The sequence below is a fragment of the SAR86 cluster bacterium genome (genome assembly GCA_029268615.1).
GTDB lineage: Bacteria > Pseudomonadota > Gammaproteobacteria > Magnimaribacterales > Magnimaribacteraceae > JAQWNM01.
On sequence record JAQWNM010000007.1, the window covers coordinates 45,089 to 66,488 of the forward strand.

General features: G+C 33.7%; 23 protein-coding genes. 8 read left to right on the plus strand and 15 right to left on the minus strand.

Annotated features, from left to right (window positions below; translation table 11 throughout):
* Genes P8J93_02705 through P8J93_02725 form a run of 5 tightly spaced genes read right to left on the minus strand, consistent with a single transcriptional unit; the run spans window position 1 to window position 4,395 of the window.
* Complete coding sequence (locus tag P8J93_02705; GenBank protein MDG2060712.1) at window positions 1–690, minus strand: YggS family pyridoxal phosphate-dependent enzyme; 690 nt, start codon at window positions 688–690, stop codon at window positions 1–3.
* A gap of 4 nt (window positions 691–694) precedes the next feature.
* Complete coding sequence (gene argS / locus P8J93_02710; GenBank protein MDG2060713.1) at window positions 695–2,488, minus strand: arginine--tRNA ligase; 1,794 nt, start codon at window positions 2,486–2,488, stop codon at window positions 695–697.
* Between the two features lie 25 nt (window positions 2,489–2,513).
* On the minus strand, window positions 2,514–3,080 hold the full coding sequence (efp, locus tag P8J93_02715; GenBank protein MDG2060714.1) for an elongation factor P: 567 nt from the start codon (window positions 3,078–3,080) through the stop codon (window positions 2,514–2,516).
* Window position 3,081: 1 nt separating this feature from the next.
* The gene (asd, locus tag P8J93_02720) at window positions 3,082–3,957 is read right to left on the minus strand and encodes an archaetidylserine decarboxylase (protein ID MDG2060715.1); all 876 of its coding nucleotides are present in this window, start codon (window positions 3,955–3,957) and stop codon (window positions 3,082–3,084) included.
* A gap of 15 nt (window positions 3,958–3,972) precedes the next feature.
* Window positions 3,973–4,395 carry a hypothetical protein gene (locus tag P8J93_02725; protein MDG2060716.1) on the minus strand — a complete coding sequence of 141 codons (423 nt, stop codon included), beginning with the start codon at window positions 4,393–4,395 and terminating at the stop codon, window positions 3,973–3,975.
* Between the two features lie 392 nt (window positions 4,396–4,787).
* Between P8J93_02725 and P8J93_02730 the strand changes: the two genes are divergently transcribed.
* From P8J93_02730 to P8J93_02755, 6 genes are read left to right on the plus strand one after another with little or no spacing between them, the layout of a single operon-like run.
* On the plus strand, window positions 4,788–5,555 hold the full coding sequence (locus P8J93_02730; GenBank protein MDG2060717.1) for a DUF3450 domain-containing protein: 768 nt from the start codon (window positions 4,788–4,790) through the stop codon (window positions 5,553–5,555).
* Window positions 5,552–6,952: a MotA/TolQ/ExbB proton channel family protein gene (locus P8J93_02735; protein ID MDG2060718.1), complete on the plus strand. Its 1,401-nt coding sequence runs from the start codon at window positions 5,552–5,554 to the stop codon at window positions 6,950–6,952. The genes P8J93_02730 and P8J93_02735 overlap by 4 nt, the downstream gene beginning before the upstream one ends.
* Before the next feature lie 13 nt (window positions 6,953–6,965).
* A complete protein-coding gene (locus P8J93_02740; protein ID MDG2060719.1) occupies window positions 6,966–7,490 on the plus strand; it encodes a MotA/TolQ/ExbB proton channel family protein in 525 nt (174 codons plus the stop codon).
* Window positions 7,491–7,508: 18 nt separating this feature from the next.
* Window positions 7,509–7,919 (plus strand): biopolymer transporter ExbD, encoded by a 411-nt coding sequence (locus tag P8J93_02745; GenBank protein ID MDG2060720.1) that lies wholly within the window; start codon window positions 7,509–7,511, stop codon window positions 7,917–7,919.
* Between the two features lie 21 nt (window positions 7,920–7,940).
* Window positions 7,941–8,579 (plus strand): energy transducer TonB, encoded by a 639-nt coding sequence (locus tag P8J93_02750; GenBank protein MDG2060721.1) that lies wholly within the window; start codon window positions 7,941–7,943, stop codon window positions 8,577–8,579.
* Between the two features lie 6 nt (window positions 8,580–8,585).
* The gene (locus P8J93_02755) at window positions 8,586–10,019 is read left to right on the plus strand and encodes a tetratricopeptide repeat protein (GenBank protein ID MDG2060722.1); all 1,434 of its coding nucleotides are present in this window, start codon (window positions 8,586–8,588) and stop codon (window positions 10,017–10,019) included.
* Here P8J93_02755 and P8J93_02760 read toward each other — a convergent pair.
* The 6 genes from P8J93_02760 to P8J93_02785 are packed head-to-tail and all read right to left on the minus strand — an operon-like array spanning window position 10,016 to window position 14,905.
* A complete protein-coding gene (locus P8J93_02760) occupies window positions 10,016–10,501 on the minus strand; it encodes a dihydrofolate reductase (protein ID MDG2060723.1) in 486 nt (161 codons plus the stop codon). The genes P8J93_02755 and P8J93_02760 overlap by 4 nt on opposite strands.
* Before the next feature lie 2 nt (window positions 10,502–10,503).
* A complete protein-coding gene (locus P8J93_02765; GenBank protein MDG2060724.1) occupies window positions 10,504–11,298 on the minus strand; it encodes a thymidylate synthase in 795 nt (264 codons plus the stop codon).
* A gap of 4 nt (window positions 11,299–11,302) precedes the next feature.
* Window positions 11,303–12,082 carry a prolipoprotein diacylglyceryl transferase gene (gene lgt, locus P8J93_02770; protein ID MDG2060725.1) on the minus strand — a complete coding sequence of 260 codons (780 nt, stop codon included), beginning with the start codon at window positions 12,080–12,082 and terminating at the stop codon, window positions 11,303–11,305.
* Complete coding sequence (locus P8J93_02775; GenBank protein ID MDG2060726.1) at window positions 12,079–13,830, minus strand: cation acetate symporter; 1,752 nt, start codon at window positions 13,828–13,830, stop codon at window positions 12,079–12,081. The genes lgt and P8J93_02775 overlap by 4 nt, the downstream gene beginning before the upstream one ends.
* A 5-nt stretch (window positions 13,831–13,835) precedes the next feature.
* Window positions 13,836–14,096, minus strand: a complete 261-nt coding sequence (locus tag P8J93_02780) for a DUF4212 domain-containing protein (GenBank protein MDG2060727.1) — start codon at window positions 14,094–14,096, stop codon at window positions 13,836–13,838.
* Window positions 14,093–14,905, minus strand: coding sequence for a sulfite exporter TauE/SafE family protein (locus P8J93_02785; protein ID MDG2060728.1), 813 nt, complete (start codon window positions 14,903–14,905; stop codon window positions 14,093–14,095). The genes P8J93_02780 and P8J93_02785 overlap by 4 nt, the downstream gene beginning before the upstream one ends.
* Before the next feature lie 31 nt (window positions 14,906–14,936).
* On the opposite strand from P8J93_02785, the gene P8J93_02790 reads away from it, so the two are divergent.
* Window positions 14,937–15,689 (plus strand): NRDE family protein, encoded by a 753-nt coding sequence (locus P8J93_02790; GenBank protein ID MDG2060729.1) that lies wholly within the window; start codon window positions 14,937–14,939, stop codon window positions 15,687–15,689.
* On the opposite strand, the gene P8J93_02795 is transcribed toward P8J93_02790, so the two are convergent.
* The gene (locus P8J93_02795; GenBank protein MDG2060730.1) at window positions 15,664–16,173 is read right to left on the minus strand and encodes an RNA pyrophosphohydrolase; all 510 of its coding nucleotides are present in this window, start codon (window positions 16,171–16,173) and stop codon (window positions 15,664–15,666) included. The two genes, P8J93_02790 and P8J93_02795, sit on opposite strands and share 26 nt — an antisense overlap.
* 54 nt (window positions 16,174–16,227) lie before the next feature.
* Here P8J93_02795 and P8J93_02800 point away from each other — a divergent pair, with 54 nt between their 5' ends.
* Window positions 16,228–16,875 (plus strand): HAD-IB family hydrolase, encoded by a 648-nt coding sequence (locus tag P8J93_02800; GenBank protein ID MDG2060731.1) that lies wholly within the window; start codon window positions 16,228–16,230, stop codon window positions 16,873–16,875.
* Between the two features lie 6 nt (window positions 16,876–16,881).
* On the opposite strand, the gene gcvP is transcribed toward P8J93_02800, so the two are convergent.
* From gcvP to gcvT, 3 genes are read right to left on the minus strand one after another with little or no spacing between them, the layout of a single operon-like run.
* Complete coding sequence (gene gcvP, locus P8J93_02805) at window positions 16,882–19,728, minus strand: aminomethyl-transferring glycine dehydrogenase (protein MDG2060732.1); 2,847 nt, start codon at window positions 19,726–19,728, stop codon at window positions 16,882–16,884.
* Window positions 19,729–19,741: 13 nt separating this feature from the next.
* Entirely contained in the window at window positions 19,742–20,128 is a 387-nt protein-coding gene (gcvH, locus tag P8J93_02810; GenBank protein MDG2060733.1) for a glycine cleavage system protein GcvH, read from the minus strand.
* 10 nt (window positions 20,129–20,138) lie between these two features.
* The gene (gcvT, locus tag P8J93_02815; GenBank protein MDG2060734.1) at window positions 20,139–21,224 is read right to left on the minus strand and encodes a glycine cleavage system aminomethyltransferase GcvT; all 1,086 of its coding nucleotides are present in this window, start codon (window positions 21,222–21,224) and stop codon (window positions 20,139–20,141) included.
* Between the last annotated feature and the right edge of the window lie 176 nt (window positions 21,225–21,400).

Here is a 21,400-nt window from a genome sequence, read left to right on the forward strand (position 1 = left end):
TTATTTCCTTTTTCCAAAGATATTAGTTCCTATTCTTACCATTGTGGAACCTTGTTTAATGGCAAGAGGATAATCATTTGACATTCCCATAGAGAGTTCTTGAGCATTAGGAAAATTAACTTGCAGAGTTGAAAGAGCTCTTCTAAGCTTGGAAAAGCTTTCTTTTTGCATGGAAGTATTAACTGTTTTTTTTGGAAGAGTCATCAGTCCTCTAATTTCAAGATTTTTTAAGGATAATAATTCATCAGAAAAACATTCTAAATCATTAATTTTGATTCCAGATTTAGTTTTCTCATTATCTACATTAATTTGGATACATATATTTAGTTTTGTTGACATCTCTTCCCTAAATTTATTTAGTCTTTCAGCTATTTCGATTCTATCTACGGTATGAACCCAGTCAAAATTAAAAGCTATTTCTTTACATTTTTTCTTTTGTATAGATCCAATGAAGTGCCAATGAATTTTTTGATTTTTTAGCTTAATTATTTTAGGTAGAGCCTCTTGGAGATAATTTTCTCCGAAATCTTTTATACCTGCATTATAAGCATAAGATATTTCTTGAAAAGATTTAGCTTTACTTGCACCTATTATTTTCAATGATTTATTATTTATATCAATATCATTAGTTAGTTTATTGATATTTTTTTTCAATTCTTTCACTCGATTTTCAATTTTATTGGCTGCCATAATCCTACATACTCTCAGGAGCGCTTACCCCAATTATTTCCAGACCATTTGCCAAAACTTGTTTTATTGCTCCAATGAGAAGTAGTCTAGAAGATTGAAGTTCTTTGTCTTTTATAAGAATTCTTTCGTTGTTGTAGTAGGAATGGAAATTAGAAGCTAATTCTCTTAAGAAATAACAGACAAGGTGTGGTTCGTATTTTTCAGCTGCATTTCGTATTATTTCAGGGTAAACTTTAAGTTGTTTGCAAAGTTCAATTTCGGCAGGTGAATTTAAAAAACTAAGATAATCTTCCCGTTCTAAGGCGATCTCGGAATTAAACTCATTAGAACTTTCTTTTAGGATGCTACATATTCTTGCATGGGCATATTGGATGTAGTAAAGAGGGTTATCTTTAGATTGATCTTTAGCTAAGTCCAAATCGAAATCCAAATGCTGGTCTGCTTTCCTCATGATGTAAAAGAACCTAGCTGCATCTTGAGAAACTTCATTTATTAACTCATTTAAACTAACAAAATTCCCTCCTCTAGTTGACATAGAAACTTTCTTTTTGTTTCTTATAAGATTGGCAAATTGAACAAATATAATATGCAATTTGTCTTTATCATGCCCCAAAGCTTCTATAGCTCCAGAAACTCTTGGGAGGTATCCATGATGGTCTGAGCCCCAAATATTTATGATTTTATCAAATCCTCTGTTGTATTTATTATGGTGGTAAGCTATGTCAGAAGCAAAATAAGTATTTTCAAGGTTTTCTCTAATGACCACTCTGTCTTTGTCATCACCAAAAGCTGAAGATCGGAACCAGATAGCTCCTTCTTTTTCAAAAATAAGTTTTTTACTTTTTAGATCTTTAACTACTATATCAACGGAGTCAGATTTTTTGTCATCATATAAAGTGGATTCATAAAACCAATTATTATGTTTGACTCCAAAAGACTCTAAATCCTTCTGAATATTACTTAATATAGAATGAAGAGCATATTCTCTTATTTCCTCGAATTCTGGCTGTTGTTTTTCTTTTTTCTTTAAGTTTATTTTCCAACCTTTGGTAAAATTTGTCAGTTCATCGAGAGCTTTATCATTTGAACAATCTTTCATTTTTTTAACTAATTCTTCTAAAAACTCATTGGAATAGAGTTGATGAAGAGAATTATTTGGTTTAGGTAATTTAAAGGCTATTTGTTTTATATATTCACCTTGATAGCAGTTTTCAGGATAAGATATCTCTAATTCTTTCCATCGTTCAATATATCTAATGAATACACTTAAAGTTAAGATGTCCATTTGTCTTCCGAAGTCATTGACGTAATATTCCTCTTCTACAGATTGTCCAGTAGCCCTAAGAAGGTTAGATATAGTAGAGCCATAGGCTGCGCCTCGGCCATGACCAACATGAAGAGGGCCAGTGGGGTTGCTGGAAACATACTCAATTAGAATATTAAGGGACTTATTAGTTGATTCAATCCTTCCAAATTTATTACCCTCTAGATGAACAATAGAGATAATTTTCAAATGAGAATGATCTGAAATAAAAAAGTTAATAAATCCTGGTCCTGCTATTTCAGTTTTTTCTAAGTTTTGTATTTTAGTAAAAGATGAAACTAATATTTCGGCAAGTTCAATAGGAGATTTATTTAATTCTTTTGCAAGAATTAGAGCTATATTTGTAGAGAAGTCTCCATGAATCTTATTCTTGGTTTCACTTATTTCAATTTTAGAAATAACATTTTCAATGTTCTCAACATTTTTAATTTGATGTATTGATTCTTTTATCAGGTTGAAGAGTTCTTTTTTCATATATCTTGTAGTTAGTAGATATAATTTACTTACTTCTTCCTTGATATTCGCCCGTTCTAGTATCTATTGTAATTACTTCTCCTTCCGATACAAAAAGAGGTACCTTAACAACTATGCCAGTTGATAAAGTTGCAGGCTTGGTGCCTCCTTGAGCTGTATCTCCTTTAAGTCCTGGATCAGTCTGAGTTACTTCAAGATCTACAAAATTGGGAGCTTGGATCATGATAGGATTATTATCCCAAAAGGTTAGTTTATAAATATCTTCTTCTTTGAGCCAGTTAGAAGTAGAGCTTATCAAGTTTTTATTAAGACCAACTTGATCGTAAGTTTGAGAGTTCATAAAGAACCATTCATTTCCATCGTTATATAAATACTGCATTTCATATTCAGTAACATCAGCAGATTCTAGAGATTCCCCAACTTTACAGGTTTTTTCTCCAACCCTCCCTGTAAGTAGATTTCTATATTTGATTTTACTAAAAGCTTGACCTTTACCAGGTTTTACAAATTCGTCCTCAATTATTGAACAAGGGGCATTATCTATTATAACTTTTAGCCCAGGCTTGAAATCGCTTGTTGAAAATGAAACCAAATTACTCTCCTTTTTCTTTAATGGCAGCTAAACTGCTGCCAAATCTAATTAAAACATCACCAAAACGTTGCTTCTTTTTATACCTATCTCTCTCTAATCTTTTTAAGTCAATATTCTCTGAGATTAACATTATAACCGTTGATCCAAACGAAAAATGACCTAAATATTGGGTTTGGTCGATAATATTTTGGTTATTATTAGGACCTAATTCCCAACTTTTAAGGATGTGATTGTATTGATAGTTATCTTTTTGATGCCAGAAGGGTATTATTCCGCTAACAATTGATGCTCCAACGAAAACTAAGATATATGAGAAATAATCAGTTTTTACTTCCATCCAAGCTCTTTCATTTTTTATGTATAAATAAGGTATATTTTTTTGAGAAGTGTCATTGACACTATTAAGTTCACCTGGAATATATCTAGTTCTAAGAACTTTTCCGCTAGCTGGAGCGTGAATTCTGTGATAGTCACTTGGGTCAAGATAAAGTGTAATAAAAGCTTTAAGATTAAGTTCTTCCACGATATTTTTATCTTGTAATAAATCTGAAGTTGAATAGTTAAAATTTTTGGCTTGAATTAAGATTTTTTTATCTATCAAACCATAATCAGAAATTATTCCATCAACAGGAGATAATATTTCTAATTTATTTTTAGAAATAAATCTTCTCTGAATTAATTCTCTAGTAAAAAAGTCATTAAAACTTTCATATTCCTCTGGATTTTTATAAATAGCTTCTTCCATCCTTGGCTTATAGGCCCATATGAATAACTTGATTAAACTATTTTTTAGCCAATTAATTTTAGAGAAAGCAATCTTTCCAGCTAATAAAGTTAAAACTCTATGAGGTATTAATAGATTAATAATTTTATACATAACTTTTATAGCCGTTTAATTTTTATTATATTGATAGTCAACTTTAAATAAGTAATAAGATCCTATTATAGGAAAAATTATAATCCAATAACTTGAGACAGAACTAAGTGCCATAAAATAAAAGGCCCAAAATGGAGACATCAAGCTAAAAAATTTCACTCTTTGATTTTGAACTTTTGGATTATATAAGAAGAAAATGCCAGTTAACCATAACAAAAGAGCAAACAGATCTAGCATTCCAAGACTATAAGAGCCAGGCATATGATGAATAGAAAGAATAGGAAGTACAATAAAAAAGTTCATTAAAGCTGTTCTAAGAAAACCATAAACATACATTTCTACCTTAGTTAAGTTTATGGAATTTAACTCTTCTGGCATTTTTAGTTCTAGTTTTCCTATTAAAAGAGTTATTGCTGAAATGCTTAATGTAATATTCAAAATCCATTGCCTTATGGAAATACTTTGAGAATAAATAGTTGCCTGAATTAAGAAAAGCAACCAATTTGATATTAGAATGGTAATACCAAGAATGAATATTCTATTTAATTTATCTCTTTTTTTAGTGTTTAAAAAATAAACAATAGAGTAAGTAAACAACAGGAAAACTAAATACCATGAGAAGAGGTTAAATAAGGACACAAATTTCTCGTTGATTTGTTAGAAAATACACTTTATAGTCGCACGTCAGGTTTTATTATTAGATCTAAATCTGCAATTAAATAAAGATTTTATCATCTTTATGTAAGGGGAGAATAATGAATAGACAAAGTTGTCTGATTTTTTAATCTATTTATAATGAAGCCATTCTATAACTCATTAAGGAGGAGCGAATGTTTAGTTTTTTAATTAGATTCGCAGCGTTTATAAGTTTGATAATCTCAACTTACTCAGCTATGGCTGATCAAATAAGGCCTATTTTAGATATTGGTCTTGAAAGGCAGAAACTAGAAACAACATCTCAAATAAAAATTGACCAAATGGAAGACGATACTTCATTGATAGTCAATGAATATAAACAAGTTAGTAAACAGGTCGAGGGCTTACGGGTATACAACGCTCAATTAAGAAAACAGATTCAAAGACAAGAAGAGCGTTTAAAGGAAATTGATAAGACTTTAAAAGAAGCCCAAGTTATGCAACGCCAAATACCTCCTTTTACTAGAAGGATGTTGGCAGGGGTTGAGAAATCAATTGAATTAGATATGCCTTTTCACTTAGCAGAACGAAAGGAGAGGATTGCTTTTGCTAAGGCAGCTCTTGATAATCCTACAGTTTCGCCTGCTGAAGGCTTGAGACAAGTTATGGAAGCATTTACGGTAGAAGCTGAATATGGCAGAAAACTGGATGCTTATAAAGATACAGTTGAAATTGATGGTAACCCAACTGAGGTGAACATTCTCAGAATAGGTAGACTTTCTTTGATCGCTCAAACAGCAGATGAGACTGAGGCTTTGGCTTGGGATAATAAGTCAAGAAGTTGGATAGAACTTGGGTCGAGTTATAGAAACCCAACCAGGAAAGGTTTAAGAATAGCTAATAGGTTAGCTACAGTTGATATGCTTGAAATGCCTGTTCCTTACGCGGAGGAAAGCAAATGAAATCGTTAAAGAAAATAGCTTTATTACTACCTTTAATATTGATTCTGCCTTTATCGTCGGCAGAGACTGAAACTACAGATGATGAAGTTGATTCACCTTCAACACCTCAAGAACTTTTAGAAATAGTCCGACAGGGTCAATTTGCTGATTCCCAAGATCAGAGACAGAGAGAACAGAGATTTAGGACTGAAAAAAACAAACAGACTAAACTTTTAGCAGATGAGAAAGCAGAAAGAGCTAGGTTAGAAAGGATAGCAAAACAATTAGAAGTCAAATTTGAAGCAAATGAAGCCCTATTAGTTGTTGCTGAAGCACAATTAAAAGAAAATCTAGGTTCTTTAAACGAAATATTTGGTCATATAGCTGGAACAGCTACAGAAGCTAGAGATATTTTTCAGGAATCTGTTACGGCAGGTCAATTTGGTAAGGAAAGAGAAGAATTTATGTCTACCTTAGCCAAGAAAATGGCTGAAGGCATTAAGCTTGCTTCTATATCTGAACTAGAAACTCTTTGGTATGAACTTCAAAGAGAAATTACTGCTCAAGGTGAAGTAACAAAATTCTCAACAAATGTAATTGGTACTGATGGCGAAGTTGAAACTAGGGATGTAGTTAGAGTTGGAGTATTCAATACCGTATCAGATGGAGAATATTTGCAATACTCCTCTGGAAGAGGGATGTATGAAGAATTGCCATCTCAACCACCAGGAAGGTATACATCCTCTACGGGAGATCTTTTTGGGAGTGATACTTTCCCTGTTCAATTTGCTGTAGACCCAACCGGTCCGCAAGGAGGAACCTATTTATCAAGTCTAATTACCATGCCAGGCACTATTGAAAGAATGTCACTTGGAGGTCCGGTAGGCTATATCATATTAATTGTAGGATTTTTAACAGTGCTATTATTCGCTTGGAGATTTTATTTCTTGTACGGAGTTAGGAATGCAGTGAATGATCAATTGGCAGCAACTTCAATTTCAGTAGATAATGCCCTAGGAAGGGTATTAAAGGTTGCTGAAGATAACAAAGATTCTGATACAGATACTTTAGAATTGAAGATGGCTGAGCAAATTCTTCAAGAGAGGCCCCCTATTGAGGCTTGGATATGGATGATCAAACTAGTCTCTGTAGTAGCACCATTAGGTGGACTTTTTGGAACAATTATTGGAATGATTGAAACCTTTACAATGATAACCTTATTTGGAACTGGAGATCCAAAGACAATGGCAAGTGGAATTTCAGTAGCCTTAGTGACAACTTGGTTAGGATTGATGGTGGCTATACCAACAACTTTTATGCATGCAATTGTGAACAATTACTCTAAAGGAATACTGGCAACAATAGAGGAGCAAAGTGTTGGAATGGTAGCTGAACGTTCTGAGAGTCAGGCTAGTTAAAAGGAAAAAGTAGATGTTTTTTTTCTACGATGCCGCGGACGCCTTATTTGAGTTTTTACAGAGAGGCGGAGACGTTCTTTACCTTATAGGAATACTTGTATTCGTTCTGTTTTTTTTGATCTTAGAGAGAATCTGGTATTTTCAATATACTCATAATGATGTCATTAATTCCACAATTCATAAATGGGAATCTAGGGCAGATAAAAATTCATGGGAATCTCTGGCAATTAGACAAATGTTAATTTCAACCACAACTGAGAACATAAAGCAAAATTTATCTCTCATAAAAGTTTGTGTAATAGTTGCTCCGTTGTTTGGTATATTTGGTACCATCACTGGCATGATAGAAGTGTTTCATCTACTTGCAGTAACTGGAGGAGGGGATGCAAAAGCTATGGCTGGAGGTGTATCTAGAGCAACAATACCTGCTATGGCAGGTCTGGCAATAGCGATACCTGGGCAAGTAGCAAAACAGATTTTAGAAAATAAAGCTAAAAATGAGATAGATTCTTTATCAGATCATTTAGTATCTGAATAAATAGATAGGAATATAGTTATGAGAAGATCACCAATAAGTCAGGCAGTTGCAAAAGAAGATGATATTAATATAACTCCTATGTTGGATGTGGTTTTTATTCTTTTGATATTTTTCATTGTTACTGCTAATTTTATTAAAGAGCCTGGATTAGAAGTAAACAGGCCTGATGCTGAAACGTCTAATATACAAGAAAATGCAGCCATTTTAATTGCTATAGGTGCTACAGGAGATATTTGGATAGATGGAAGGAGAGTGGATGTTAGACAAGTAAAAGCAAATATTACAAAATTATTGGCAGACAATCCTCAAGGCACAGTTGTAATTCAAGCAGATGAAAGAGCCACAGCGGATAAAATTATTGCAGTTATGGATCAGTCTAGAGATGCTGGCGTTTATGCAATATCATTGGCATCGGAACCAAAAATTTAATATTAGAAATAAAATTAAAGTATGGATTTTTCGGAAGGACAAATTAAGAAGCTAGGCTCTACCTCGGTAGTTGCCTTGATTGGAACAGTAGCGCTTTTTTATATGATGCAGGCTCTGATAGCAGTAGGAGATGTAGAACTTGATGACAAAGCTATTAGAATAGTGGACGTCACTATGCCAGAAAGAGATCTAGAATTGATGGCAGATATGGATAGGCCAAAAGAAGAAGAGCCACCCCCGGACACTCTTCCACCTGAGTTTGATCTTACTCCCCCAACGGATATAGATAATTCTGCACCTAGGCCTAAAATGAACTTCAAAGGCAAAAGAAGTGGTGTATTTGCAGATGGATCTTATGTACCAATTTTTAAAGTACCTCCCATATATCCAAGAAGAGCTCAAGAAAGAGGCATAGAAGGTTGTGTGATGTTAGAATTTGTAGTTACTAAACTTGGATCGGTTAGAGATCCAGTTGTAGTTTGGTCTCAACCGAATGGAATGTTTGATAGAGCTGCAGTTCGTTCAGCTCTTAAGTTTAAATATAAGCCAATGATTAGAGACGGTAATCCTGTAGAAGTTACGGGGGTTTTAAATCAAATTACATTTGTTATTGAGGATGCTGGTAAGACTTCAGAATATGTTCCAGAAGGTTGCGCATAGAATGGTATGAAGAAATTTTTAATTAATTTTTTAATAGTTTTTATAAGTATTAATTTAGTTCCAATGCTTGTAGAGGTTTCTCCTATTGATTTTAAGAGTAACTCTTTATTTGCGGCTGATGATAATAAAGCAAAAACTAAGAAAAAAAGAAAAAGAACAAAACTTCCTTCTAGGAAGGCTCAAAAGGTCTTCCAGCAATTACAGCCCCTTATAGAAGCTGATCTATGGACAGAATCTGCCGATTTATTGTCACAGATTAGATATGACAGGGAAGACATTTATACAGGTACAGATAGAGCAACAGCTTGGTACTATTATGGATATATTTACTTCTCTCAAGAGAAATTCAAAGAAGCAATAAACGCTTATCAGAGTTTGATAGATGAGCCTGATGGAGATTACAGACAAAAAAATAATGCTCTGTATTCTTTGTCTCAACTTGCCTATATCCAAGAGGATTATCGACTGGCTGTTAAGTATTTAATACGGTGGCTAGATGAAGAAGAGTTTCCAAGTTCAGATGCTTATGCCCTTTTAGCTCAAGGTTATTATCAACTTAAAGATTGGTACAAAGCTATAGATGCCATCCAGGTAGCTATAGATATCCAAGAGGCTAAAGATATACCTATCCTTGATGAAGAAGGAAATGAAACTAAAAAAACAAGAAAGGGAGTAGGGGCAGAAAATCATTACTTGTTAAAAATGGCTCTTTATTCAGAGACTAAACAGAAGTTAGATCCTTTACCTATTTATGAGATTTTGGTTACACATTATCCAAAAAAACTCTATTGGGTAGGTTTAGCTGGTCTTTATGGAGATAGAGATAGATTACTAGACCAACAAGGTGCTTTAGAAGCAGCCTTTGATGACGGCCTGTTAGACAAGTCTGCCGAGTTTGTAGCATTGTCACAATTACTAATGATGCATCAAAATCCCTATAAGGCAGCAAAAGTATTAAATGCAGGAATAAAGATTGAGGCGGTTAAGCAAGATGAGAAGAATTTAAAACGTTTAGCTCAAGCTTGGCATGCAGCAAGAGAATTAGATAAAGCAGTGCCAATTTATTCAAGGGCTGCAAAACTTTCAAAAGAAGGAGAACTTTATATTTTTTTAGGTCAAGTGCATTTTGCTTTAGATGATTATAAGGATGCAGAAAAAGCTATAAAAGAAGGTATAAAAAAAGGAAAACTAAAGGATCCGGCTACTGCTCATATGTTATTAGGTCAAATAAATTTTGAAAACCAAAAATGGGAAGATGCAGTAACGTCTTTTAGAAAATGTATAGATGTCGCTGAAAAGCAATACAGTGATAAGAAGAAGAAGCAAAAAGAAAAGAAAAAGAAAGTTCAAGATTCAGCAAGAAAATGGATTACCTATACTATGGGTGAAGAGGAAAGAGTTGTAGCTCTTGACTTAAAGAGGAAAGCTTTGGGTATTTAAATTATCTTTTCTAAGGTTACAAAATTATATTTAAATTCTGACTTCATATCTTGTTGTTCTTGCCTAGAAATTTCACGCCATTCAGATTGGGGCCAAAAAGGAAAAAAAGTATCTCCTTCAATGTCTAAATTCACTTCAGTAATAATAAGTTTATTAGATAAAGGAAGGAAAGCTTCATATATCTTTTGTCCACCTATAATAAAAATTTCTTTTTTATCTCCATCAATCGTTGCTATAAAATCTTTAATAGATTTGAAGATTAGCACTCCATCTATCTTTTCCAAAGAAGATGTAATTACTATATTTGTCCTGTCTGGAAGGGGTCTACCTATAGACTCATAAGTTTTTCTTCCCATTACAACTATGGATCCTAATGTTTGCTTTTTAAAATGTTTTAAATCTTCAGGAATGCTCCACGGGATTCTTCCAGAAGAGCCAATTACTTGATTGTTGGATACTGCTGCTATTATTGTAAAGTTCAAGGTTAGATAGCTACCGGAGCTGGAATATGTGGATGATATTCATAGCCATCAAGTTCGAAATCTTCATATTCAAAGTCAAAAATATTATTAGTTTCTTTCTTAATTTCCATTTTAGGAAGCTCAAAAGGAGTTCGAGATAGTTGTTCTTCTACTTGTGCTAAGTGATTTAAATATAAATGTGCATCTCCTAAAGTGTGCACAAATTCTCCGGGCTCTAAGTTAGAAACCTTAGCTGCCATTAGAAGAAGTAATGCATATGATGCAATATTAAAGGGGACTCCTAAGAATATATCAGCACTTCTTTGATAGAGTTGGCATGAGAGCTTATTATTGAGTACATAAAATTGAAAAAACGCGTGACAAGGCGGTAAAGCCATTTGATCTATTAGACCGACATTCCAAGCACTGACAATCAATCTTCTAGAATTTGGATTAGATTTTATTTCAGATAAGACGTTCGTTATTTGGTCTATAGAGTTTCCATCTTGGGCTGGCCATGATCTCCATTGAGAACCATAAACAGGACCTAATTCTCCTCTTTCATCCGCCCATTCATCCCAAATACTTACACCATTCTTTTTTAAATATTCTATATTCGTTGATCCTTTTAAGAACCAAAGCAGTTCATATATTATCGACTTTAAGTGGGTTTTCTTTGTAGTAATCATAGGAAATCCCTTTCCTAAATCAAAGCGCATCTGATGCCCAAAAATACTTATAGTTCCTGTTCCTGTTCGATCTTCTTTCTTTATGCCAGTATCTCTTACTAGCTTCATTAGATTTAAATATTGTTGCATTTTATTAAACTTTTTTATAAGAAATAAATAATAGCATGATGCCGATTAAAATCATGGGAATACATAGGATTTGCCCCCTTGTAAAAATATCTAGATACTCATATCCAATGTGAGGATCTGGTTCTCTAAAAAATTCTGTTACAAATCTTAAAGTGCCATAACCTATTAAAAACATTGCAGAAATAGATTTACTAGGCCTTTCACTTCTTGAAAACCAGTATAAAAATATAAATAAAATAATACCCTCAGTGGCAGCTTGGTATAGTTGAGATGGATGTCTTATTAAACCAGTAGGGTCATTAGGATAAATTACTCCCCAAGATACATCTGTAGATCTACCTAATAATTCAGAATTTAAAAAATTACCAATTCTTACGCTTCCTAAACCCAAGGGAATAGCAGGAGCAATGAAATCAGTTGATTCAAAGAAAGTGGATTCCCATTTCCTTTTTGAAAATATATATGTAAATAGCAGAACGCCAAGCAGTCCTCCATGGAATGATAAACCCCCTTTCCAGATATAAAAGAGGGATAAGGGGTCCGCTATTAACTGATTTATATTGTAGAAAACCATATAACCAATTCGGCCACCTAAAATAGCCCCAAAAAGACCATAAAAAATAAATTCTTGTAATTTATCATCATCCCATTTCTTTACAGTTCTAATTCTATATCTAGAAATACCATATATAAGAAGTATCGCAATAAGCCATGTAAGTCCATACCACCTTATTGCTAAAGGGCCTATTTCAAAAATAATAGGATCAATATAGGGCAGGATCATTCTGGTTTTCTAATATCATTTATTAATTTTATAATATTTTCTGGTACTTTTGGGGTAGCGAATGATACGGAATAGGCTACTAAGAAATTTAACATCATACCTAAAAAACCTATTCCCTCTGGAGATATCCCCAAGAACCAGTTCGTAGAATCATTAGCAGCAGGATTAATATATTTAAAATATATTATATAACTTGAGGTGAAAATTAAACCTGCAATCATTCCAGAAATAGCACCTTCTTTATTAGTTCTTTTAGAAAAAATTCCTAAGAATAGGACTGGAAAAAAAGTTGAAGCTGCAAGACCAAAGGCAAAAGCAACTACTTGAGCAACAAAACCTGGCGGGTAGATACCAAATAGTCCAGCTATAACAATTGCAAAGCCAGCAGCTATTCGAGCATATCTTAGCTCTTGTTTTTCAGTTATGCTGGGCATAAAAGTTTGTTTTAGTAAATCATGAGAAATTGAAGAAGAAATAACTAATAAAAGGCCAGCAGCAGTAGATAAAGCTGCAGCTAAGCCTCCAGCTGCAACTAACGCTATCACCCAACCAGGTAAGTTAGCTATCTCCGGATTAGCTAATACAATAATATCTTTATCTATATATACCTCATTGTTATTCGTTAAATCAGATTCATTTTTTACTAACCTTTCTCCATAAAGACCCTTTTCGTTAGTGAAGATAGGTTTTATTCCATTTAAAGAGTTTCCAGATTCGTAGTTAATGATTCCATCATTATTTTTATCTTTCCAGGAAATAAGACCTATATTTTCCCAGTTACTAAACCAATCAGGAGCATCTGAATACTTAAGGTCAGTTAGAGAATCAATTAGATTCATTCTTGCAAAAGCAGAAACAGCTGGCGCTGTTGTATAAAGTAAGGCGATAAATATAAGGGCATAACCTGCTGATTTTCTTGCATCACTAACTTTAGGAACAGTAAAAAATCTTACAATCACATGCGGCAATCCGGCAGTGCCCATCATGAGAGCTGCAGTTATACAAAAAATATCCAATGTACTCTTGCTACCTTGTGTATAGCCATTAAATCCTAAGTCTACTGTCACTTGATCTAATTTTTCTAAGAGATAGGTGGAACTATTTATTAATTGGTCGCCAAAGCCTAACTGAGGCACTGGATTGCCAGTCATCATGATTGAAATAAATATAGCAGGTACTAAGTAAGCAAAAATTAAAACACAATATTGTGCTACTTGAGTATAGGTAATTCCTTTCATGCCACCTAAGACAGCGTAAAAGAAGACTATTACCATTCCAATAATCACTCCTAAATCAATATCTACTTCAAGAAATCTAGAAAAAACAATTCCCACTCCTCTCATTTGACCGGCCACATAAGTAAAAGATACAAAAATAAGACATAAAATTGCAACGAGTCTTGCTGTTTTAGAATAATAACGTTCACCTATAAAATCAGGTACCGTAAACTTTCCAAATTTCCTAAGATATGGCGCTAGTAAAAGAGCTAGTAAAACGTATCCTCCTGTCCAGCCCATTAGGTATACACTTCCGTCATACCCTACGAAAGCTATCAAACCTGCCATAGACAAGAATGAAGCTGCAGACATCCAATCAGCAGCAGTTGCCATGCCATTAGCAATAGGATTAACACCCTTTCCGGCAACATAAAACTCAGAAGTAGATTTTGCTTTGGTCCACAGGGCTATTGATATGTAAAGTATAAAACTAGAGCCTACAAATAGATAAGTTAAGGCTTGAACTGACATTACTTCTAATCTTCTTTATTAGTATATTTTTTATCTAATTTTTTCATCAAAAAAACATAAATAAATATTATTAGAACAAAAGAAAAAATACTTCCTTGCTGTGCAAACCAAAACCCTAATTTAAAACCGCCTATTTTAAATCCATTCAACCAATCTACAAATAATATCCCAAGAGCAAAAGAACACAAAAACCAGATAAGTAATAATATTAAAATTATTTTTATATTTGATTTCCAGTAAGATTTATTAATATCTTGGTCTATCATCTAAGAAGTAAGTTAAGTGCCATGATTATAATCAATAAAGAAAAAGTTCTCCTCAAAGCTTTTTGATTAACACCTATAGCAATATTTGCTCCGATTGGAGCTGTGATCATACTTACTAAACCTATGACACAAGCCGCAGGCAAATAAACAAATCCTATTGTATATTCAGGAAGTTCCATATCTTGAAATCCTACAATCATATATGAAACAGAGCCGGCCATGGCTATTGGAAAACCGCAAACAGCAGAGGTTCCGATAGATTTTTTCATGCCAAGGCCTCTATGGAAGAAATAAGGAACAGAGAATATTCCTCCACCAATGCCGAAAACTCCAGACAACCAGCCTATGAAACCCCCGACTACTACGGGACCAACCTTGTTTGTATTTGGAGATGCATCAGGAGGTGGAAATTGAAACATCATTTGAAGAGCTGTTGCAATTAAGAATAGGGATACTAGATTTTTTAAAGTTTCACTTTCTAAGTAGCTTGCTGTGACACCTCCTAAGGCAGAGCCAATAATTATTCCAGGTACTACTATTTTTATTAGATCCCATTGGACATTGAGGTTTCTACTATGAGCTAAACTAGAAGAAATAGAACTAAAAACTATTACACCTAACGAAGTTCCTAGAACTAGATGGGCAATGATTAAAGAGGAAATTTCCAAGTAACCAAAGATATAAAATAAAGCTGGAATAATAACTATTCCACCTCCAATACCAAAGAGTCCAGCTAAAATACCTGAGATAGATCCCAGTAAAAGATATAATATAATTTCAATCACAGTAGAAATTACATTATCCAGCATTAAAGCTCGTCTATAAACTTATATTTACATTATGTGCTTAGTTGTCTTTAGTTTTGAACCCCCCACTGATCATAAGTTTGTTTTATTTGCTAATCGGGATGAGTTTTATGAAAGACAGGCAAGTCCAATGCAATGGTGGAAAGATAACCATGAAATATTGGCTGGAAAAGATATAAGTTCAGGAGGAACTTGGTTGGGTATAGGAAAAGATGGAAGATTTGGTGCTATTACTAATTATAAAGAACCAGTGAATAAAGAAAAAAATATAGTATCAAGAGGTTTACTCATTAAGGAGTATTTAGAAAATCCTGGATTTAACGCATTAGCTTATTTTGATCAAATTGATGGAAACAGTTATTCTGGATTTAGCCTAATCTTAGGAGATAAGAGTGGGGTTCATTATTTTTCTAATCGATCATCTGCAGTAACTAGTCTTATTAGCGGAACTCATGCTCTATCAAATATCCTTTTAAATTCAGAAGAATCTAAAGCTAATAGTGTAAAAAAGGACTTTAATAAAAGTAAAGAATCTATTAAAGATCATTCAGGATATATTGAATTTATGTTTCATGATAAAGGCAACATAGAGGAAGAGAACTCATCTTACTTAACTCCATCAATAGGGGAGATACCATATAGGTTTATTACCTCTAAATCGTATGGCACACGTTGCACAACTGTTCTAACGATAAGTAAAAATGGGTTATATGAAGTTTCCGAAATGAGATTTAAAGCTAGAGGAGAAAAGTGCGGAAAGTCTATTTTTTCTTTTTACCCTGAATAAACTTATTATATGCTGGAAGCAATAGAGTTAAAGCTTTCCTGTAAAGCTCCTGTTTAAAATGAACTCCTGCATACACTGGAAACCAATAGCTGATCCATTGCCATTCATCAAATTCAATATGATCGTGTCTTTTTAAATTAATTTTGGATTCAGAGCTTACCAATTCTGCTAGGAACCATTTCTGTTTTTGGCCTTTATAGTTAGAAGGGATATATTTTCCTATTTTGCTGATTGGAATATCATAGTATAGCCATTCATCCAAACAGGTAATTATATTAATATCATGTGGTTCTAGTCCTACTTCTTCATATGTCTCTCTGATAATCGCCTCTTCTGGCGTTTCGCCTTTATCTATTCCTCCCTGAGGGAATTGCCATCCTTTCTCTCTCTTTCTTTGGCACCATAAAAGCTTTCCATCTTTATTTATTATAATAATAGCAGCATTTAATCTATATTCGTCTGTTGAACTGAAGAGTGCGGTCAAAGGAGTCTCCTTATATAATGTTTCTTAGAACTTAAAAAATTGATATTTTATACTATGTCATTAGTTATCTTTGATCTTGATGATACATTACTTGCTGGAGATAGTGAGACAGCATGGGCTAATTTTATGGTAAAGAACGGAATTGTAAAAGAAAAGGGTTTTGTATCGCAACTAGAAATATTTGAAAAGGCCTACAGGGAAGGCAAGTTAGATATAAATCTATATATTAAATTTTTATTAAATCCAATCAAAGGGATGTCTTTTTTAGAGGTAAAATCTCTATCAGAATTATTTGCGAAAGAAATATTTAATGACTTTACTGACAGATTAACAAATGAATTAATTTCAAGACATTCTGAAGATCAGTGCATTATAGTTTCAGGTACTTTGGATTTTATAGTTCATGAGATCTCTAATTTAATAGGAATTGAGGAAAGTTTATCAACCTCAGCAGAATTAAAGAATGGTATCTTTACAGGAGAAATAAAAGGACTCCCCAATTTTGGAAAAGAAAAGGTTAAAAGTATTAAGGAATGGTTAAACAATAATTCAAAAATAGATGATATTGAGGTATTTGCTTATTCAGATTCTATTTATGATTTACCTCTCTTAGAATATGCAGATAAGCCTTTTGCTGTAAGTCCAGATTATGGCTTGAGAAAAATTGCACTAGAGAAAGGTTGGGAAATTATAGATAGATAAAAAAAGCTATTCAAAACCTTCCATTGAAGGACAGCTACACATTAAATTTTTGTCACCATATACGTTATCAACTCTTCCGACAGGAGGCCAGTATTTATTCTCGATAAGATCTTTCATTGGGTAAGCAGCTATTTGACGTGAATAGGGCTGATCCCAGTTATCTCTAGTAACATAGTGAGCTGTATGAGGAGAATTTTTTAACATGTTATTTTCTTCATCAAATTCACCTGATTCTATCTTCATTATTTCTTGTCTTATAGAGATCATTGCATCGCAAAATCTATCTATTTCTTTTTTAGATTCACTTTCTGTTGGTTCAATCATTAGGGTTCCAGTAACAGGCCAAGACATTGTTGGTGCATGGAAACCATAATCAATTAATCTTTTAGCTATATCTTCTACTTCTATATTTGCACTCTCTTTTAGAGGCCTTACATCGATAATACATTCATGAGCTACTAAACCTGTATCACCCTTATAAAGGATTTCATAGAAATGTTGGAGTCTAGAAGCTATATAATTTGCATTGAGAATAGCAATTTGTGAGGATCTTTTTAGCCCATCTGAACCCATCATCTTAATATACATCCAACTTATAGGGAGTAAGCTAGCACTTCCCCAGTCTGTAGCTGAAACAGGACCTACTGGAGAATTAATCATATTATGATTACTTGGAAGAAAATCTACAAGTTTTTTCACAACACCGATAGGTCCAATACCAGGTCCTCCCCCTCCATGTGGGATACAGAATGTTTTATGTAAATTAAGATGCGAAACATCCCCTCCAAATTCTCCGGGGCAACATAATCCAACCATTGCATTGAAGTTTGCTCCATCTATATAAACTAACCCTCCATATTCATGAACTAGAGAGCACACTTCTTTAACTGTTGTTTCAAAGACTCCATGAGTTGAGGGATAGGTTATCATTAAAGCTGATAGATTCTTCGAATATAATTTTGTTTTTTCTGTTAAGTCTCTTATATCTATATTGCCCTTACTATCACATTCAATAGGAATAACCTTCATTCCTACCATTTGCGCAGAAGCAGGATTGGTACCATGGGCTGATTTTGGAATAAGGCAGATATTTCGCGCTTCATCACCGCGATTTTTGTGATATGCATCTATAGCTAAAAGGCCTGAATATTCACCCTGTGATCCAGCATTAGGCTGTAGTGAAATAGCCGAATATCCTGTAATATCCTGAAGCATAATTTCTAATTCAGAAATTAGTTGCTGATAACCTTTTATTTGTGATGACGGGGCAAGTGGATGTATTGAAGAAAATTCAGGCCAACTCACAGGTAACATTTCAGACGTGGCATTTAGCTTCATGGTACAAGACCCAAGAGGGATCATGGCTCTATCCAAGGCTATGTCTTTATCACAAAGTTTTCTTATATATCTCATCATTTCTGTTTCAGTGTGATACTTATTAAAAACATTATGATTAAGATATTTTGATTTTCTTATTAGGTTTCTAGGAATTGAACTCTTTATTGCATTACCTTCTTGTTTTTCGAGTGCCTTAGAAAAAAGACTTGCTATATTCTGCATATCATCATGAGTAGTTGTTTCATCAAGAGATATGCCAAGATTATCTTCATTAATTCTTCTTAGATTAATTTTGTTAGTTAAAGCTTGATTAAAGATGTCTTGTGTTTTCTTTCCAGTCTTCACCACAACAGTGTCAAAGAAAGAATCTGATTCAAGATCAAAGCCACTTTTCTTAATATTATTTGCTAATAATCTTGTATATAAATTTATTCTTTCTGCAATATTTTTAAGACCAGCTGCGCCATGATAGATGGCATAGAAACCAGCCATAATAGCTAAAAGAGCCTGAGCAGTGCATATATTACTAGTCGCTTTTTCTCTTCTGATATGTTGTTCACGTGTTTGCAGAGCAAGCCTATAAGCTATATTTCCATGATTATCTATAGAAGCTCCCACAATTCTACCTGGCAATGATCTTCTATAATCTTCTTTGGTAGCCATAAAAGCTGCATGAGGTCCTCCAAATCCCATAGGTACTCCAAATCTTTGAGAAGATCCTATTGCTATGTCAGCTCCAAATTCTCCAGGCGGTTTAATTAAAGTTAAGGCTAAGAGATCAGTAGCAAAAATTGTTAAAGCTTTCTTTTCTTTGGCTTGAGAAACTATCGATGTATAGTCATTAAGGCCACCATTTCCTGCAGGATATTGAAGAATTATCCCAAAGTAATCATCAGATGAACTTTTATTTGGATCACCAATTTTTATATCAATACTTAGAGGTTTTGCTCTTGTTTTGAGGACATTAATTGTTTGAGGTAAGCATTGCTCATCAATAAAAAAGATATTTGATTTTGATTTAGCTATTCGTTTAGATAAGGTCATTGCTTCAGCTGCTGCTGTAGCTTCATCCAATAATGATGCGTTAGCTATTTCCATTGAGCTAAGATCGCATACCATTGTTTGGAAGTTAATCAAAGCTTCTAACCTGCCTTGAGAAATTTCAGGCTGATAAGGTGTGTAAGAGGTATACCATCCTGGGTTTTCAAATACATTTCTAAGTATCACGCTAGGTGTGATTGTATTGAAATACCCTTGGCCTATATAAGACTTATAAGATTCGTTTTTTTTGGCTATTTTTTTTAATTCAATTAATGCTTCTTGTTCAGTTTTTTCAGATCCTATGGATAGTCCAGAATTAGAAAAGATATCTTCGGGGACAACATTTTTGATGAATTCTTCAAGGCTTTTATAACCAACCTCCTTGAGCATTTCATGGATTTCAGAGTCATTCAAACCTATATGTCTCTTACTAAACAATTGTGAGTTAGGAGAATTAATCTCTTTTTGGATCATTGATTTTTGAATTTTAATTTTTTCTAGAGTTGACGTATTCTTCTGATGAAAGCAATCCTTCTATGCTCTGAATATCATCCGGTTCCATTTTAAAGAACCAACCTTCCTCATAAGGAGAGTTATTCACTGCATCGGGTTCATTTAAAAGCTTATCATTAATTGCAATAACTTTTCCTCCAATTGGAGAGTAAACATCAGATGCAGCCTTAACAGATTCAACAATTGCTACTTCTTCTTCTGCACCAAGTCTTTGGCCAACCTCAGGTAGTTCAATAAATACAATGTCGCCAAGAAGATCCTGTGCATGGTCACTAATACCCACTGTCACAGTGCCATCTTCATCTAGTCTAATCCATTCATGACTTGCTAAATATTTTAGATTATTTGGTGATTCACTCATGTTTTATTCCTTAAAATATAATTTTTCCTTGTTTAATGAAGCTAGGTTTGCCTATTTTAGCTTCTATAATTTTACCACGTACTTCTGCAAAGCAGACCTCTTTGTTTGATTTAGGAATTCTTGCAAGGGCAATAGATTTCTTTAATGTAGGAGAATAAGTACCACTTGTTACTATTCCATTCAATGATCTATCTTTATCTAGAAAAATCTTTTGACCTGTCCTTATAATTGCTCTTTCTTCGAGCAGAATTCCTACTAGATGATGGTTATTTTTCTCCTTTTTCTTTTTTATGAAGGCCTCTTTTCCCATAAAATTTCTATCTTCATCCTTCAAAGAAACGGTCCACTCCATATTGCATTCCAAAGGAGATATTGTTTCATCCATTTCAAAGCCATAAAGATTCATGCCTGCTTCCAGTCTAAGGGTATCTCTGGCAGCTAAGCCTATAGGCTTAGCACCTGCTGTTACTGCATTATCCCAAAGAAATCTAGCTTGCTCATTAGGTAGAATCACTTCAAATCCTAATTCTCCAGTATAGCCAGTTTTTGCCGCAAACATTTCTTTTTCAATCACCCCTTGTTGTCGTTTCTTTGTCTCCAAAGATCTAACCAAAGGAGCGGGGCATTTTGATAGTACTTCAATAGATTTTGGACCTTGTATAGCAAGCATGCATAGGTCTTTTCTTTCTGTCATGGAAACTTCAAATTTGTTTTTATGAGAAGTAATCCATTTAAGGTCCTCTCCCCTTGTAGCACAATTTACTACAAGTCTATAACCAAATGGCATTTTATAAGCAATAAGATCATCTATGACTCCACCTGAATCATTTAACATTGCAGAATAAAGCCCATCGCAATTTTCTTTTAGCTTGTTTATATCATTAGCTAGCAGGTACCTTAGAAATTTTTTAACCTCAAGACCCTCAAAATCTAGTATCGTCATATGAGAAACGTCAAAGATACCACAGTTATTTCTAACAGCTTCATGCTCAGAAATTTGCGAGCCATAGTTTATTGGCATATCCCAACCATGAAAATCAACAATTTTGGCTGATGACATCAAGTGTTTATTGTAGAGAGGCGTTTTTAAATTCAAGATTAAATTAAGTTAAAGGTATTTTAACTAAATTTCAAAAAAAAAGGTTGCTAAATATGTAACTTATCCACAAGAAATGTTAATAACTATGTGTATGAAATTTAGGATCTAGTTATCAGCTTGGTTTTAATTGATTGATCAAAAATCGATCAGTATGAAAATGCATAAATATTAGT